Consider the following 15,646-nt stretch of genomic DNA (forward strand, 5'->3'; position numbering starts at 1 on the left):
TTCGCTGCATTCGTCGCCTTGCCCTGAACAACGGCAACACTCGCGCAGAGCCGTGCAGGATTAAATAGATGCCCCCTATAGCTTGCGCACGTTGATTTTCATGGTTTGGATCCGATAGGCAATTTGACGCGGCGTCATATTCAGCAGGCGGGCGGCTTTAGCCTGTACCCAGCCGGTCTGTTCGAGAGCGGCAATCAGACGCTCCCGCTCATCCATTTCCGGGTTGTCGAGGTCAACACTGGTCGCGGAGGCCGGGGACGGATGACTGTAACCTGAATGACTATGGCTGCTGGCCATCGTCTGGCGCTGATGATCCGGCAAGGCAATCACATCGCTGTCGATAATGCCTTCTTCACTCATCACTGCCGCCCGTTCGAGACAGTTTTCCAGCTGCCGGACATTGCCGGGCCAGTCATGACTCATCAGGATACGAATGGCATTGTCAGTCAGACGCAAGGGACGCCCTTGCTGACGCGAAACCTTGTCGAGCAGGAAGGTAGCCAGTTCCGGAACATCCACCAGCCGTTCACGTAACGGTGGCAACTGGATTGCCATCACATTCAGGCGATAATAAAGATCTTCACGGAAGCGGCCTTTTTCGACTTCTTCTTCCAGGTTGCGATTGGTAGCGGCAACAATACGGACATTGACCTTGATGGTTTGGCCACCCCCTACCCGTTCCAGCTCACCTTCTTGTAATACACGTAATAACTTGGCCTGGAACAGAGCCGAGATTTCACCAATTTCATCCAGAAACAAGGTGCCACCATCCGCTTGTTCAAAACGCCCTTTGCGCTGTTTGACGGCATTGGTAAAAGCGCCTTTTTCGTGACCGAACAATTCGGATTCCAGTAGATTTTCTGGCAAGGAAGCACAGTTAAGACAGACAAAGTGGCTGTGCGCTCGCGGCGAATTATAGTGAATGGCGTTGGCAATCAGCTCCTTACCAGTACCGGACTCGCCCAGAATCAGTACGGTGCTGTCCCACTTGGCGACCCGACGTACCTGGTCAAAGACCCGGCGCATGCCATCGGAGTGGCCGACCACCATATTGTCAAAACCATATTTGACCCGAACCTCACGGCGCAGCTCATCGCGCTCCCGGGCAATGGTCTGGCCTTCTTCCTGATTGACCAGTAGACGGACTGTCTGGGATAACAGGTTGGCCGCAGCGGTCATAAACTCGGTACGCTCGGCCAGATAGTCATCCGCCGGAACGTCAGGTTGAGCTGCCAGAACACCAATCGCCTTGCCTTTGGCATCCCGAATCGGCACACCGATAAAAGGCAGCTCCAGATCGTAGAGTTCCAGCCGATCAAGAAATCGTGGTTCGCTGGAAATACGCCCCAGCACAATCGACTGGTTACTCGACAGTACGCGGCCAACAATACCTTCGCCGGGCTGGTATTTGACCGATGGAGCCTTGCCGCCCCCATCGCTGTCACGATACACAGCGCCTACTTGCAAGGTGCTGTTTTCCGGGTCAAACAGATTGATTACACCGTGCTGCAAGCCACCGTGATTGTGTAAAACCGCCAGAATCCCTGTCAGGGTTTCTTCAATGGTGCTGGCTGCTGATAACACGCCAGCCACTTCAGCCAGGCAACGGAACTGTCGCTCCATCAGCTCGGATTTGCTGTTAATGCGTTTGCCAGCCGCTAATCGGGAGGTTGTCATCATGTTTGCCTCCTAAAGTGCCGAAACAAACGGGAGACGTACGACTACTCGACATCCCGTTCGGTGGGACAGATCAATATGCACGGTGCCGGAATGATCCGTAACGATATCGTGCACCATTGGCAGTCCCATGCCCCGACAACCATTACCCGAGGTTTTGGTGCTGAAGAACGGCTCAAAAACCTTGAGCTGTAATGGCGGTGCAATACCAGGACCGGTATCGATGATTTCACAGCACACACCATCTGTTTCGCTGCGAGTAATAATGCTCAACTCACGCCGTCGAATTGCGCGATCGCTCATGGCGTCGACCGCATTGTCGAGCAGTTGTTTGAACATGCTGCGTAAACGCCGCTCCCTGCCAATCACTGCTGGTAAATGCAACGCTGGTTGCCAATCGACGGTGATTCCTTGTGCTAATAGTCCTTCAGTAGACAATGCCAGCGACTCCCTCAGCAGTTCATTAATATTGACTGGTTTCTTGCTCTCTTCCAGTGCGTCGGGCATTGCATCCCGCATGTTATCCATCGCACTGTTACCCGAGGCCAATGCTTCTTCCAGAGCACCCAACAAGGCGTCATCACGGTGATCGCCGGTGCGCCGTTGTAACATGCTGACCGCGGTACCCAGTAAGTTGACCGGTCCCTGCATCTGGTGAATGGCACCATTTACGGTTTCGCGCATGCCTTGTACCAGGTCTTCTTCCGCCATCAGCGCCTTGAGTGCGTTGAGATGGATTTCTTCCTGACGACGACGGATATCGGTAATGTCATTGATCATCAACAACACGTAGTGGCGTACGGTCTGTTCAAAAAAACCGTCCGCTTCTTCACATTTCACATCGATAGTGGTGCCAAAACAGGAATACCAGCGTCCGCGACCACGGCCGTAATCCAGCGAGAATTCCTTGTCATCGAAGCTGCGGCGATCTTCCAGCAACTGCTCGTAGACTGACCCCAACTTGGTACCGATAACATTCACCACGGTTTCCAGCGGCTCGTCATGCAGCAGCTCAGAGGCCAAGGCTCGGAAACTGGGATTGGCCGATACAATGCGATGATGCTCGTCCAGTACCAGTACCGACGCCGGTACTGAATTCAGCACTGCTTCCATCATCAGTTTCTGATTCATTACCCGCTGTTCCAGCTCGTGCATATCGGAACCATCACGATGCATACCGAGGTAATAAAGTGTCTCGTTGTTTTCATTGATCACCGGCGCAACGGTCAGCTCGGCAAGATAAAGACGCTTGTCCTTGCGCCGATTCAGCATCATGCCGGTCCAGGATTTCTGTTGCGCCAGACGACCCCATAACGCCTGATACACAATGCGCGGGGTGGTGTGATTGGAAAGGATCGACTCGTTGTGCCCCAGGACTTCATCCTCGCCATACCCGGTCACTTGGGTGAAGGCACGATTGACGTAAAGAATGTTGGCCTTCAGATCCGTAATGGAAATAGCGACAGGCGAATGCTCCACCGCTTGAAAAAAAACCTCTTCGGGCAGCAGCACACCTTCGGGATGAATTTCACTGATGCCTTTTTCTGCCAGGTCTTTTTCTTCTAGCCCGGCGGCGGCAGCCTGTTCTTGCGAGAGTCTGACGTTACTCATAACAGCTCCTGATAAGGTGACGTATTGCTATACCTTAATGGTTGGAGCAAGGAGTATGCCGCGATAAAAATTAACTGAGAGGCCCATGTTCTCTGTCAATAGCCCGACAATGCCGCCGACATTTGTCGTCAATACGACAAAGGCTTTTTCCGGTTTTTTGCCAATTGTCGCAAACCCTACAAGCTGAATCTTTGTCGTTTTTCTATCAAATGCCCTGTTATCAGGCCTTGCGCACCATTCTCAGTCACTCCTTTGTCGCTTACCTGCGACAACAGCATTCGCCTCAAATCCATGGCACAGGAAATGCAATTTTGTGCTCATACGACCGACCCGCCGAATTTCAGGAGACCTTATGGAATATCTGTTGATTCTGGTCAGCACATCGCTGGTCAACAACATCGTACTGGTGAAGTTCCTGGGTCTGTGCCCTTTGATGGGTGTCTCCAGCAATGTATCCGCTGCCTGGGGCATGAGCCTGGCCACCACCTTTGTACTGACGCTCTCGGCGCTATGCAGCTGGATGATTGAACACTGGCTGCTGCAGCCTCTGGATATCGAATTCCTGCGCATCCTGTCCTTTATTCTGATTATTGCGGCAGTGGTGCAATTCACCGAGGTACTGATCCGCCGGGCCAGCCCCCTGCTGCACAAGGCACTGGGTATTTACCTGCCGCTGATTACAACCAACTGCGCTGTACTCGGGGTAGCACTGCTGAATATCACCGAGGAGCACAACCTGGTCGAAAGCCTGATGTTTGGCCTCGGCTCCGCCCTCGGCTTTGTCATTGTCATGGTGATGTTTGCCGGACTGCGGGAGCGGCTGGCATTGGCCAATGTACCTGAGCTGTTCAGTGGCACGCCGATCAGTCTGGTGACTGCCGGTTCGTTGTCGCTGGTATTTATGGGCTTTAGCGGAATGATCTGAATGCGCCGTCCTCGACGCCGTGTTGTTTCTTACCACTCACGCCGGAGCAGACCGGCACAGGATCTTCAGGAGGCATTATGTTGATCGCAACCTTGGTACTCACTCTCTTAGGCCTGGTGCTTGGAGGCCTGTTGGGTCTGGCCGCCAAATACTTTGCCACGGGTGATGACGATCCTATCGTAAAAGAGATCGAACAGATGTTACCTGGCAGCCAATGCGGCCAGTGTGGTTTTCCTGGCTGCACCCCGGCGGCAGAAGCCATAGCCAACGGCGACGCCGCCGTTACCTGCTGTCCTCCGGGAGGCCGGGCGCTGGCGGAAAACCTTGCTCGCCTGCTCGACGTCGATATGTCGACACTGGGAGAGTCCCCGCAACCGCTATTGGCCAATATCGATGAAAACCTCTGTACCGGTTGTACTCGCTGCTACAAGGCTTGCCCCACCGATGCCATTGTCGGTGCCAGCAAACAGATTCATGTTGTGGTCGCCAAGGCCTGCACGGGTTGCAGCCAATGCCTTGAAGCCTGTCCGGAAGACTGCATCAGCCTGAACACAGCACCGGTGACGCTGGAACGCTGGCACTGGTCGAAACCCGAGGCAGCCTGATATGTTATTCGGACTAGGAAAAATCCGTGGTGGCGTCCACCCCGACGGCCATAAAATCGACAGTGCCCGGCTGGTTATCAACAGTCAGTTGCCCTTGCCCGACACCCTCTGGTTGCCGCTCTGCCAGCATTCCGGCGAAGATGCCAGGCCGCTGGTGCAAGCCGGAGAGCGTGTACTCAAGGGTCAGCGTATTGCCGCTGCCGCAGGGCGTTTTTCAGCTAATATTCACGCTCCGACCTCAGGCACGATTACGTCGATAGACACCATTACCATGCCCCACCCATCAGGGCTGCCTGCCAATGCCATTATTTTACAACCGGATGGCAAGGATGAATGGATAACACTGCAGCCACCCGCTGACCCGTTTTCGATGCCACAGGAAGCGTTGGCCACCCTGGTGGAGCAAGCCGGCATTGTCGGGATGGGGGGCGCTATTTTCCCTGCCGCCATCAAGTTGCGTCAGGGCCGTCGCTTTGAAATCAAGACCCTGATTGTCAATGGCAGTGAGTGTGAACCTTATCTGACCACGGATGATCGCCTGATGCGTGAGCGCGCCGCCGAGATTGTCGAAGGTGCGCGACTGGTACGCTACATTATCGAAGCCTACCGCACCGTTATCGCCATTGAAGACAACAAGCCCCAGGCCATTGCTGCCCTGCAAGAAGCGGCCGCCAATGTCGGGGCGATTGAAATCGTGGTGGTGCCCGCCCGCTATCCAATGGGATCGGCCAAACAACTGATCCAGGCCGTTACCGGACTGGAAGTACCCGCCGGAAAACGCAGTAATGACATTGGTGTTCTGGTTCACAATGTCGCCACCGTATACGCCATTCAGCAAGCCCTGATCCATGGCAAACCCCTGATTTCCAGGGTAACGACCGTTGCCGGAGGCTGTGTTGGCGAACCACGGAACGTCGAAGCGTTGCTGGGCACTCCGATTCATTACCTGTTTGAACAGTGCGGCGGACTCACCACAACACCCGCCCGCTTGCTGATGGGAGGCCCCATGATGGGCCAGGTCTTGCCCACCACAGAGGTTCCCCTGATCAAGGGCAGCTCCGGGGTACTGGCGTTAACCAAAGCCGAAGTCAACGAACATATGCCATCGCCATGTATCCGTTGTGGCCGTTGTGTGGATGCCTGCCCGATGGGACTGCTGCCGCTGGAAATGGCTCGCAACTCAAAACAGGACGACTTCGACAGCGCTCAGGATGCCGGTTTGCGTGACTGTATTCTGTGTGGCTCCTGTTCCTACGTCTGCCCTTCCCATATCCCGCTGGTGCAGTATTTCGAATACGCCAAAGGTGAGCTGGCCGAGAGCCGTGCCAGCCAGCAGAAACTGAGCTACACCCAGGAACTGATGGCCGCCCGTAAAGAACGGCTGGAACGGGAAGCAGCAGCCAAGGAAGCCGCCAAACAGGCGAAAAAAGCCAAGGCCAAAGCCAAAAAACCGCGTAAGGCAGCCGCCCCCACGACGGTAGCGGCTGACACCGCTGATACAGCCGAAACGGCCTCTACCACCGACCACGCGGGAGCATGATCATGACCGCCGACGCCCAGTATATTCCCACCGCTTCCCCCCATGCCCACGACCGCTCCAGTATTGATCGCATCATGCTGCGTGTCTGTCTGGCACTGACGCCCGTCAGTCTGTGGGGGTTCTATTGTTTTGGCTGGCCAGCCGTGGTGATGTTTGTCACCACCTGTCTGGCTGCGATTCTGACCGAACTGGCTTGCCTGTATGTACAGCAACAGCCACTCAGCCGTTTGTGGGATGGTTCAGCCTTATTGACCGGCTGGCTACTGGCCCTGACCCTGCCACCCTGGGCTCCCTGGTGGATTGCCGTCGGTGGTGCTTTTTTTGCCATCACCATCGGCAAACAGATTTATGGCGGTATTGGCCAAAATGTCTTTAACCCGGCGCTGCTGGCCCGTATCGCCTTGCTGATCTCGTTTCCGGTGCAGCTTACAACCTGGGTCAATGTCACGCCGATCGATAGCGCCAACGCCCCTGGTCTGGCCGATGCCTTCGCTATTATCTTTGCCGGTCAGCCCTGGATGAGTGACGCCGCCGACGGCATCACAGGTGCAACCTGGCTCGGTGCCAGTAAAGCCGCCGCAGCCGGAGGGGCCGACCTGGCCGCAATGCTCAGCCAGGACTTTTCTCTTTACGACGCTTTCCTGGGGTTGACCCGTGGCAGTCTGGGTGAAACCTCCACGTTACTGGTACTGCTCGGGGGCATCTGGTTATTAATAACCCGCACGATCAGCTGGCATATCCCGGTCTCTCTGCTTGGTACGCTGGCTTTACTGGCCTGGCTCGGCAATCTCAGCAACCCACAATCCTACCCCGGCGTCCTGTTTCATCTGACCTCTGGTGGCGTCATGATCGGTGCTTTTTTCTACGCCACTGACTACGTGACCTCACCGTCAACACCGGTAGGCAAGCTGATTTTTGGAGCTGGCTGCGGCGTTGTACTGTTTGCCATTCGCAGCTGGGGTGGCTTTCCCGAAGCGGTCGCCTTCGCCATTTTACTGATGAACGCACTGGCTCCGCTGATTGATCGCGTGACCAAACCTCGGGCTTATGGCCGACGTCATTCTGGCGACGCCATCAAACACACACCGGCACAGCGCAGGGTGGTATGACATGGAACAACCACTGGATCAAACAACACAATCCGCACCCACTGCCGCATTTCGCGACCAGCCCCTGTATCAGGCTCTGCTGTTGGGAGGTGCCTGCGCCATCGTCAGCCTGCTGCTGGTCGTTGGTAACCTGGGTACGCATCAGACCATCGCGGACCATCTGACTGCCGACAAGCTGGCCATGCTGGCTCAGGTGCTGCCACAGAGCTATTACGACAACGATCCGCTCAATGATACGGAACAGCTGTCCAGTCCGGTGCTGTCTGGCCCCGCAACTCTGATGCTGGCACGCAAAGACGGCGATATCACCGCATTGGCCCTGCAGATCAGCATCGCGGGCTGGGGCGGCATCATCGATATGATTATGGCCACCACCCCAGACGGGGAACTGTTAGGGGTCCGTATCATCAGCCATAAGGAAACCCCCGGACTGGCCGATAAGATCGAACGTCCCAAAAGTGACTGGATCACGGGTTTTGATGGCGCATCACTTGCCAACACCCCGGAACAGCAGTGGGCCGTACAGAAAGACGGCGGCCGCTTCGACCAGTTTACCGGTGCCACCATTACCCCCCGAGCCGTGGTCAAGGGCGTGCATCAAGGCCTGTTACTGATCGAACAATGGCGTCAACAACAGCCTCAATTCCAGCAGCCGTCTTCGGTAGCCATCACCGGCAACGAACAGGAGATTTTGCAATGAACCAGTACCGGCAGATTTTTCGTGAAGGCATGTGGGACAACAACGTGGCCATGGGGCAAATGCTGGCCCTCTGTCCACTGTTGGCAGTGACTACCAGCGCCACCAATGGCCTGGGCATGGGTATCGCATCCCTGGCGGTGCTGATGATTACCAACATCATGATTTCAGCAGTCCGCGGGGTGATCAGCCCACAAGTACGTATTCCGGTACTGATTGTATTGATTGCCACCGTGGTCACCATGGTGGATATGGCCATCAATGCTTTCTTGCATGATTTGTACAAGGTGCTTGGGTTATTTATCGCTTTGATTGTTACCAACTGTGCCATTTTTGGCCGCGCCGAAAGCTTCGCCAGCAAACAACCGGTGCATCTGGCGGCGGCAGATGCGCTTTCGATGGGATTGGGATTTACCTGGGTACTGGTGGCTGTGGGTGCCATGCGTGAAATCATCGGCAGTGGCACCTTGTTTGCCAATGCGTCACTGCTGCTCGGCAGTCATTTTGCCTGGCTGGAGACCGAAGTGATCCCTCATTATTCAGGCATATTACTGGCCATTTTGCCCCCTGGTGCCTTTATGGCGCTCGGGTTTCTGATTGTTATCAAACGCATGATTGATCGCCGCTTGTCTTCTTCCAGTAACGATGGTCTGGTGACAATCCAGAGCCACTGCTGAACACCGGGCGATGACACAACATCAACCTGTTGGATCAATACGAAAGGAACACGCCATGCACATCAGCGTTGTTTATGCCATTGGCAACAACCAACCCTGGATTGAACTCGACGTCGAAGAACCCTGCTTGCTGGCCGATGCGGTCGCGCAATCCGGCCTGCTGGAGCACTACCCCGACATTAATCTTGAGCAACAGCGGGTAGGGATTTTTGGCAAGCTTGCCAAGCCGGATACACCGCTGAAAAACGGCGATCGTGTTGAAGTGTATCGTCCGATCATTCGCAATCTGGATGACGACGACGATGAGGATGACTGAACGCCCTGGCGGGCGTTCGTTCTTCTGGGTTACTCAAGCACAGCAGCTACCGGTATCAGGCTACAGCGCCGCAGCTTCTGCTTCCAATGCCTTGAGTGCCGGTGCTTTTTTACGCCATTCCTTATACCAACGGTCCACCGCATCCCCAAAAAACTCACGACCAACCTTGGTCACAGGCACATCCGAGGTTTTGATCTTGGCCAGGTAGTCCTGATCCAGTTCAGAATAGATCGAAAATACCTGATCCAGATGTTTGCCCACCAATGACTTGACCAGATTCCGGTCGTCACCGCTTAATCCAGCCCAGCGTTTGCCTGATGCCACCCCCACCATGGGTAACAACATATGGGAAGAATGAATCACACTGCCCGCAGAGGCCAGGTAACGGGCATTCCAGGTACCTTCAAAATCGATTTGCATACCATCCACCTGCCCATTGGCAAAGGCATCGTAAAGCCCAGGCAGAGGAATCGGTGTTGGAGCAGCGCCAATTTTCACCCAAAAATCACGCTCGGGTGCAATCGGGATTGTCCGGACTTTCTTGCCTTTCAGATCATCAACACTGTGGACTTCGTCGCGCATAACAATCTGGCGGAATCCTGCCATGCCGTAACCCAACCCCACCAGCCCCAGGGTTTTTAACTCATCCAGCATGCCGGTGGCTGTTTTGCCATGCAGCAAAAACATCGCATCTTCGGGGGTATTCACCAGATACGGCGCAAACAGTGCAGCAAAATCCGGACGCCGGTTGGCCATTTCCCCTGCCGTCAGAAATGCCATATCCAACGCCCCGGTCTGTAACTGTTGCAACATTTGCGCTTCGTTACCCAGCTGGCCGGATGGAAAAACCAGGACCTTGAGTTTGCCGTCGCTGCTCTTTTCCAGATCGGCCGCAAACGCCTTGGCCGCCAGTGTCCATTGGTGACTGGGTGGCGTAATCAACCCCAGCCGCAAGGTATCGGCATACGCCATTGCCGGTAACAGTAAAGCCATCAGCAATGCTGAGAGATAGCCTGTTATTTTTTTCATCTGTATCTCCGGGCAGACAAGCTGCCATTGTTATTATTTGAAGAAATATGACCCGCAAGTGGTCAGAGGTGGGTAACGTGCGTTACCCGATCGTTATCGGTTCCTGTTTCAGATCAGTACCGTTATCAGCACAGGGAAGAACACCAACAGCAAAATCACCAGCAGCATGGCACCCAGATAAGGCCCCAGCAGCAGCGCAATACGCTCGGCCTTGACACCCGACAGGGCCGAAGCAGTAAACAGCGCTGAACCAACCGGTGGGGTCAGCAAGCCCAGTACCAGCGTCAGACACACCACCACACCAAAGTGAAACGGATTGATGCCATAGACCGAGGTCGCGACGGGTAATAACACTGGCACCACCAGAATCAGCGCCGGTATCGGGTCGAGAATCATACCGATCAACAACAGCAACCCGGTCACCAGCAGCAGGAAGACCAGCGGGGATGACGACACTTCTTGCAACCAGGCAGCGGTCAGGCCCGGTAAATTTTCAAAGGTAATCACCCAGCTAAAGACCTGTGCTGCCGCAATCAATAACAGCACAATGGCAGAGCTTTGGGCCGTCCGTACCAATGCTGGCCAGAGGTTGTTCAAATCAAATTCACCGTACACATAACGACCGACCAGTATCGCCACGACTACCGCCAACGCCGCGGCTTCTGTCGGTGTTGCCAGGCCGGATAAAATGCCGCCAATAATGGCCACAGGTACCAATCCGGCTGCCAACCCATTACGGAAAGAGGCCAGCCGCTGACGCCAGCTCATACGTTCGTTGGCGGGGAAATCATGGCGACGGGCCATCCAGCCCAGCAGCGCAAAAAATGCCAGCCCCAGTAACAGCCCCGGAATAATTCCGGCAATAAAGAGGTCACCGATGGAAATCTGGGCAATCACCCCAAAAATCACAAACAGCATGGAGGGGGGAATAATCGGCGCTAACAGGCCACCAGCCGCCGTTAATGCCACGGCCATATCTTTGGGGTAACCCGCCTTCTCCATCTCCGGCACGGCGACACGGGTCATAATGGTGATCTGTGCCACGGTGGAGCCAAGAATGGATGCCATCATCATATTGGAGAGCAGGTTCACATACGCCAGACCACCCCGTGCTGAGCCGATCAAGGCCATTGCCATCGCCATCAAGCGCCGGGCAATGCCGCCTTCATTCATGCATTCACCCACCAGAATAAACAGCGGCAGCGCCAGTAAACCGTAATTTTCCAGCCCGCCGAACAGCTGTTGAGGGTAGGAACTGAGCAGTACCAGGTTGTCGCTGCTGAAAATGTAGATCAATGCTGTAATAGCCAGCAGAAAAGCAATCGGCATCCCGATCACCAACAAGACCAAAAAGCTGGAAATCACCATTATTGTTCTCCTTGTGTCGTGGAGACCGTCAGAGCAGTCAGGTCTTTCACACTGTTCAGCAACCGGACAACCAGGTGAAACACAGACCCCAGGGCAAACACCGGCAGCACCAGCCAAAACCAGACCTTGTGGAAGCCCAGCGTCATCGTCGGTTCGTCATAAATAAAGTTGAACGTGGATGCGGCATAAGCCGAGGTATCACCCCCCATACTCCAGAGAGTCAACGGGTCAAACCAGCGCCACAACATCCATAACAGCACCCCCACAAACACCAGCAGAGTGGCGTTCACCACAACGGCCATCAGCTGTGCCAGACGCTCTGGCAGCCGTTCAATCACCAGCGTCATCGCGATATTGGTGCCATTGTGCAAGCTGGCGGCGCTGGCCAAAAAAACCATCCAGACCATGCCCAACACCGCCGCCTCATCAATCCAGAACAACGCCTGGCCAATGGCACGCGTCACGATATTGAGTAATAACAACCCCAGCACCAGGGTCAGCATCGCCCCGGCCGCCGCCAGTTCCAGCCGCGCCAGACGGTCACTCCACTTGGATAACATGATCAGAACTCCTGTTGGGTCAGGGTAAGAAGCTGAGGTATCCGTGGCGGTTTCGACGCCACCGATAGCGGATGCTCCCGAAGCCGCCAGCGGGTTCATTCCGGGTCTCCCCAAGTCAGGTAATCCCACATACGTTCAAAAATGCGGCCACTGCGGGTCGCCCGCTGTTGCGCTTCTGCCGCACTCAACTCGCGCACGGAGTGTGCCTGGGCCAGACAGTCCAGTTCGATGCGGGCGGCGTCATCCAGATACCAGGTCAGGGACACCGCTTCTTCCAGTGAGACCGATGCCGTGACCACGCCATTACCACGCATCACAATGGCATTGCCATCACCCAGCTGATCGGCCAGGGCATTGGCGGCCGCGTCAGTACGAATCAGTTGCGGGTCATCCCAGAGTGCCGGAGCCGGTGCAAAGTAACTGCCCATACCGTGCAAGGCCCGAGGTGTACGCCCCAATGCCGATAGCGACATCGCCGAAGGCGGCATACTGCGCACAACCCCTCCGACTTCCGGGCGACGGCGATAAATTTCACGGTGTATGCGCACTTCCCCTAACACATGCTCAGGCAAATCGCCGTAGATCGGGACGATGGTGCCGTCATCTTGCGGCCCAATCGTTCCCATGGGCTTGGGGGCACACACCAGAAAGTGGCTGTCACTGAGCCGTGTGCTGCAATGGCCATAAGCGTGAACCAGACCATGACGATCCAGTGCACGAGCAGCGCGACGGACAAGAATTTGGCTGGCAGCAGGCACCATAGTGCTCTCCTCCAGTGAATGAGGACGTGTCGTCATAAATAAAATCTCGTTATCGAGGGACGGTATGTACCGGCTTAACTCTTGAACTCGGCAATATCGGGTTTGGACCCCCACATGCAGAAACCGGATGGCTCCAGAGGGAATTGCCGCGGCCGATGAGTGGCTTCATCCACTTCGGATACGCCACAGGAATATTCGTAGATCATGCCTTCTGGCCCTTCAAAGTAGAGGAACCTGGCCCCTGACGTTGGGTGGCGACCAGGGCCAAACACAACCTTGACACCCTGCTCTTTCAGGAAGTACCAGGAGCGCATGATGTCGTCGATGCTCTCAACCTGATGATTAATATGTTGAACACCGGAACGATCTGTTGGAAACAGCGCCAGCCGGTGATGAATCGCATCCAGCCGTAACAGGGCCGACGGCCCGATCCAGTCACTGACCCGGGCATTAAAGATCGATGTCCAGAATTGCTCATCACGGGCCGGATCTTTTGAACACAGGCCCACATGGCTGAAGCCGGTAATGCCTGCGTCACGGCTGGGGAAATAACGCCGTCCACTGGCATGGGGGCGCCACACCAATTCAATCTTGTTACCGGTGTGATCGCTGAAGGTTAAAAACGCATGCACATAACGCTGCTCGCATTCTTCTGGCGTGCCAAATCGCGGGAACAAGCCATGCTGCTCCAACTCGGCAGCTGCCAGCTCCAGCTGATGGCCATCGCTGACTTCAAAACCGAGAGTATGATCATTGGGATCACCTTCGAAATAACACAGGGTATGGTCGCGATCATCGGAACGAAAATACGCACTGCCGTGCTCTTGCCGTACCAATTGCAGACCGACAATACGCGTGGCAAAGTCGATGGCGGCGGGTAAATTACGGGTACCAAAACGGACGTAACGGACGTCGGTAATATCGGACATCGTCAGACTCCTGTTTATTTTTATTGTTTGTCATCCACAGGGATCAGCGCTGGACTGAACCGGTGAACAGCTTATGAACCGACTGTATTACACCCCCCCTATCACTGGTAATGAATAATAAGCATCCAGCCATAACAAAAAGCAATAGCCGTCACCAAAGACAAGCGCGACGGGCCTCTGTCACGCAGGGCCTTCAGTCACTGCTGTGATCGTAGCGTCCGGCAATCCCGCGCAGTTCTTCGACCAGCCGCAAGGCGGCGTGCGACAGCGGCCGCTCTTTCACTTGGCTGATGCCCACCGCTCCAAACGATTTGGCAGGGTTGACCGGGATTGCTGCCAGCAGCCCGGTATCCAGATCCGTCTGGATCACCTGGCTCGGAAAAGCCGCAATATAATCCGTGGCCATAATCAAACGACGATTGGTAATCACCGAGATGGATTCGCACGGGGCTTGAGGCAAATCCAGCCCGGCATCATGGAATGCGCTTTCGACCATTTGCCGCAGGGTGGTGTCAGGCAATGGCATGATCCACGGCCAATCCAGCAGGTCCTTCAAGGTAACGTCGGGCCGGGCCAGCAAGGGATGGTCAGGACAAACCGCAAAGGTGATGGTTTCTTCATACAAGGGTTCGACGGCCAGACAATCACGAAAGCGGTAAGCCGGAATACGTCCAACGATCATTTCAATCGCCCCTTGCTGCAACTGGGGAATCAGGCTGTCGTAGGTGCCTTCGATAATAGTGACCCGAATACCGGGATATTGACGGTACAAGCTCGCCAGTGCCCGGGGCAAAAAGTCGGCACCACCGGCTGGTAATACACCAACCACCACATGCCCACTCAGGCCTTCATTGATGTCATGAATTTCCTGAGCCACCCGTTCCAACTGGGAAAAGATTACCTTCACCCGCTCAACCAGCATATCGCCCATCGGCGTGGTATGACTGCCCCGGCTGGTACGGGTAAACAGCTCCACGCCCAGGTCGGTTTCCAGTTCACGTAGTATTTTACTGACGGCAGGCTGGCTGAGATTCAGGGCTTCCGATGCCTGTACCAGACTGGGACTGTCTGCCAGCGCCAGCACCGCACGTAACTGCTGCAGTTTGACCCGACGTATCCAATTGACATTCTGCATGGTGTTTCCCCGTGTCTCTTGCCCATGGCTGTTGTGAGTGGTCACTCACGCAAGGCAAGTCGAGATAATGATCCCGTTTCTGACCATCATACCGTTACGAAAGGCCGGGGAGCCACCGCTGGCGACAGTCATCAGAATCAGGCTCATGCAGGGGAAAATGCAGAATATGTCAGAAAGGTAGGCGCCGAACTTGCTTGTTGTCCGACGATTTGTTGCTAACGGATGTTCGCTTATACCGTGTATTTATGTCGTGTGCCTGTGCTGTTATCACCCGCGACCGCAAGGAAGCGCTGGTTTATACCAGTGCTTCAACCGGTAGCAGGATATCGACCAGCGTCTGGTCTGGCGCCACAAACGGTGGGAACTGCAACCGCTCAAACAGGCAAAGCCCTTCGCCCAGCTCATAACCAGATGTTGGCAACCAATCATTCAGCAGCCAACTCAGAGCGCCCCGCAATCTGGCCTCTCCTCCTTGCACTCTCAACCGGGCATACTCCCCCGACCCCAATAAATGCAACCGGAAGCCATCCGGCAAAGCTGCCCCATAAACGGCTTCCTTGTGTGATGCCGGAATACTGGCACCGATACCAATATGCCAGTTGCTATCGATATCTGGGGCATGTTCGTACAACAGGGGGCATCTATTTAATCCGGTGCTCACTCTGGGCTACCGGATGGTTTCGAATCACGAAGCCGACTTGCAGGCC

General features: G+C 55.2%; 16 protein-coding genes. 7 read left to right on the forward strand and 9 right to left on the reverse strand.

Annotated features, from left to right (window positions below; translation table 11 throughout):
• Positions 1-75 precede the first annotated feature (75 nt).
• Together nifA and nifL are read right to left on the reverse strand one after the other, a co-directional pair.
• Positions 76-1,680 (reverse strand): nif-specific transcriptional activator NifA, encoded by a 1,605-nt coding sequence (gene nifA / locus Q4551_RS15505; protein ID WP_303434788.1) that lies wholly within the window; start codon positions 1,678-1,680, stop codon positions 76-78.
• A gap of 9 nt (positions 1,681-1,689) precedes the next feature.
• Complete coding sequence (gene nifL, locus Q4551_RS15510) at positions 1,690-3,288, reverse strand: nitrogen fixation negative regulator NifL (RefSeq protein ID WP_303434790.1); 1,599 nt, start codon at positions 3,286-3,288, stop codon at positions 1,690-1,692.
• A 352-nt stretch (positions 3,289-3,640) separates the two neighbouring features.
• Here nifL and rsxA point away from each other — a divergent pair, with 352 nt between their 5' ends.
• The 7 genes from rsxA to Q4551_RS15545 all read left to right on the forward strand — a co-directional run bounded on the left by rsxA (position 3,641) and on the right by Q4551_RS15545 (position 9,157).
• Positions 3,641-4,213, forward strand: a complete 573-nt coding sequence (gene rsxA / locus Q4551_RS15515; protein WP_303434792.1) for an electron transport complex subunit RsxA — start codon at positions 3,641-3,643, stop codon at positions 4,211-4,213.
• A gap of 77 nt (positions 4,214-4,290) precedes the next feature.
• The gene (locus Q4551_RS15520; RefSeq protein ID WP_303434794.1) at positions 4,291-4,818 is read left to right on the forward strand and encodes an RnfABCDGE type electron transport complex subunit B; all 528 of its coding nucleotides are present in this window, start codon (positions 4,291-4,293) and stop codon (positions 4,816-4,818) included.
• A gap of 1 nt (position 4,819) precedes the next feature.
• Positions 4,820-6,358 (forward strand): electron transport complex subunit RsxC, encoded by a 1,539-nt coding sequence (gene rsxC / locus Q4551_RS15525; RefSeq protein WP_303434795.1) that lies wholly within the window; start codon positions 4,820-4,822, stop codon positions 6,356-6,358.
• A gap of 2 nt (positions 6,359-6,360) precedes the next feature.
• Positions 6,361-7,467, forward strand: coding sequence for an RnfABCDGE type electron transport complex subunit D (locus Q4551_RS15530; protein ID WP_303434796.1), 1,107 nt, complete (start codon positions 6,361-6,363; stop codon positions 7,465-7,467).
• A gap of 1 nt (position 7,468) precedes the next feature.
• Positions 7,469-8,167, forward strand: a complete 699-nt coding sequence (gene rsxG, locus Q4551_RS15535; protein ID WP_303434797.1) for an electron transport complex subunit RsxG — start codon at positions 7,469-7,471, stop codon at positions 8,165-8,167.
• A complete protein-coding gene (locus Q4551_RS15540) occupies positions 8,164-8,841 on the forward strand; it encodes an electron transport complex subunit E (RefSeq protein ID WP_303434798.1) in 678 nt (225 codons plus the stop codon). The genes rsxG and Q4551_RS15540 overlap by 4 nt, the downstream gene beginning before the upstream one ends.
• Before the next feature lie 55 nt (positions 8,842-8,896).
• On the forward strand, positions 8,897-9,157 hold the full coding sequence (locus tag Q4551_RS15545) for an RnfH family protein (protein WP_303434799.1): 261 nt from the start codon (positions 8,897-8,899) through the stop codon (positions 9,155-9,157).
• Positions 9,158-9,217: 60 nt separating this feature from the next.
• Here Q4551_RS15545 and Q4551_RS15550 read toward each other — a convergent pair whose 3' ends face one another.
• From Q4551_RS15550 to Q4551_RS15580, 7 genes are all read right to left on the reverse strand, one after another.
• The gene (locus tag Q4551_RS15550) at positions 9,218-10,186 is read right to left on the reverse strand and encodes a TRAP transporter substrate-binding protein (RefSeq protein WP_303434800.1); all 969 of its coding nucleotides are present in this window, start codon (positions 10,184-10,186) and stop codon (positions 9,218-9,220) included.
• Positions 10,187-10,294: 108 nt separating this feature from the next.
• Positions 10,295-11,554 (reverse strand): TRAP transporter large permease, encoded by a 1,260-nt coding sequence (locus tag Q4551_RS15555; protein WP_303434801.1) that lies wholly within the window; start codon positions 11,552-11,554, stop codon positions 10,295-10,297.
• On the reverse strand, positions 11,554-12,213 hold the full coding sequence (locus Q4551_RS15560) for a TRAP transporter small permease (RefSeq protein ID WP_303434803.1): 660 nt from the start codon (positions 12,211-12,213) through the stop codon (positions 11,554-11,556). Before Q4551_RS15560 ends, Q4551_RS15555 begins: the two co-directional genes overlap by 1 nt.
• A complete protein-coding gene (locus Q4551_RS15565) occupies positions 12,210-12,911 on the reverse strand; it encodes a class II aldolase/adducin family protein (protein ID WP_303434804.1) in 702 nt (233 codons plus the stop codon). Before Q4551_RS15565 ends, Q4551_RS15560 begins: the two co-directional genes overlap by 4 nt.
• 38 nt (positions 12,912-12,949) lie before the next feature.
• On the reverse strand, positions 12,950-13,804 hold the full coding sequence (locus Q4551_RS15570; protein WP_303434805.1) for a VOC family protein: 855 nt from the start codon (positions 13,802-13,804) through the stop codon (positions 12,950-12,952).
• A gap of 193 nt (positions 13,805-13,997) precedes the next feature.
• Positions 13,998-14,939 (reverse strand): LysR substrate-binding domain-containing protein, encoded by a 942-nt coding sequence (locus tag Q4551_RS15575; protein WP_303434806.1) that lies wholly within the window; start codon positions 14,937-14,939, stop codon positions 13,998-14,000.
• A 295-nt stretch (positions 14,940-15,234) separates the two neighbouring features.
• Positions 15,235-15,570: a GyrI-like domain-containing protein gene (locus Q4551_RS15580; RefSeq protein WP_303434807.1), complete on the reverse strand. Its 336-nt coding sequence runs from the start codon at positions 15,568-15,570 to the stop codon at positions 15,235-15,237.
• Positions 15,571-15,646 lie beyond the last annotated feature (76 nt).

The sequence above is a fragment of the Oceanobacter sp. 5_MG-2023 genome (genome assembly GCF_030548165.1).
GTDB lineage: Bacteria > Pseudomonadota > Gammaproteobacteria > Pseudomonadales > Oceanobacteraceae > Oceanobacter.

Excerpts from the sequence above, each read along its gene's own strand:
- nifA (WP_303434788.1), bottom strand. The coding sequence starts at position 1,680 with ATGATGACAACCTCCCGATTAGCGGCTGGCAAACGCATTAACAGCAAA.
- nifL (WP_303434790.1), bottom strand. The coding sequence starts at position 3,288 with ATGAGTAACGTCAGACTCTCGCAAGAACAGGCTGCCGCCGCCGGGCTA.
- rsxA (WP_303434792.1), top strand. The coding sequence starts at position 3,641 with ATGGAATATCTGTTGATTCTGGTCAGCACATCGCTGGTCAACAACATC.
- Q4551_RS15520 (WP_303434794.1), top strand. The coding sequence starts at position 4,291 with ATGTTGATCGCAACCTTGGTACTCACTCTCTTAGGCCTGGTGCTTGGA.
- rsxC (WP_303434795.1), top strand. The coding sequence starts at position 4,820 with ATGTTATTCGGACTAGGAAAAATCCGTGGTGGCGTCCACCCCGACGGC.
- Q4551_RS15530 (WP_303434796.1), top strand. The coding sequence starts at position 6,361 with ATGACCGCCGACGCCCAGTATATTCCCACCGCTTCCCCCCATGCCCAC.
- rsxG (WP_303434797.1), top strand. The coding sequence starts at position 7,469 with ATGGAACAACCACTGGATCAAACAACACAATCCGCACCCACTGCCGCA.
- Q4551_RS15540 (WP_303434798.1), top strand. The coding sequence starts at position 8,164 with ATGAACCAGTACCGGCAGATTTTTCGTGAAGGCATGTGGGACAACAAC.
- Q4551_RS15545 (WP_303434799.1), top strand. The coding sequence starts at position 8,897 with ATGCACATCAGCGTTGTTTATGCCATTGGCAACAACCAACCCTGGATT.
- Q4551_RS15550 (WP_303434800.1), bottom strand. The coding sequence starts at position 10,186 with ATGAAAAAAATAACAGGCTATCTCTCAGCATTGCTGATGGCTTTACTG.
- Q4551_RS15555 (WP_303434801.1), bottom strand. The coding sequence starts at position 11,554 with ATGGTGATTTCCAGCTTTTTGGTCTTGTTGGTGATCGGGATGCCGATT.
- Q4551_RS15560 (WP_303434803.1), bottom strand. The coding sequence starts at position 12,213 with ATGAACCCGCTGGCGGCTTCGGGAGCATCCGCTATCGGTGGCGTCGAA.
- Q4551_RS15565 (WP_303434804.1), bottom strand. The coding sequence starts at position 12,911 with ATGACGACACGTCCTCATTCACTGGAGGAGAGCACTATGGTGCCTGCT.
- Q4551_RS15570 (WP_303434805.1), bottom strand. The coding sequence starts at position 13,804 with ATGTCCGATATTACCGACGTCCGTTACGTCCGTTTTGGTACCCGTAAT.
- Q4551_RS15575 (WP_303434806.1), bottom strand. The coding sequence starts at position 14,939 with ATGCAGAATGTCAATTGGATACGTCGGGTCAAACTGCAGCAGTTACGT.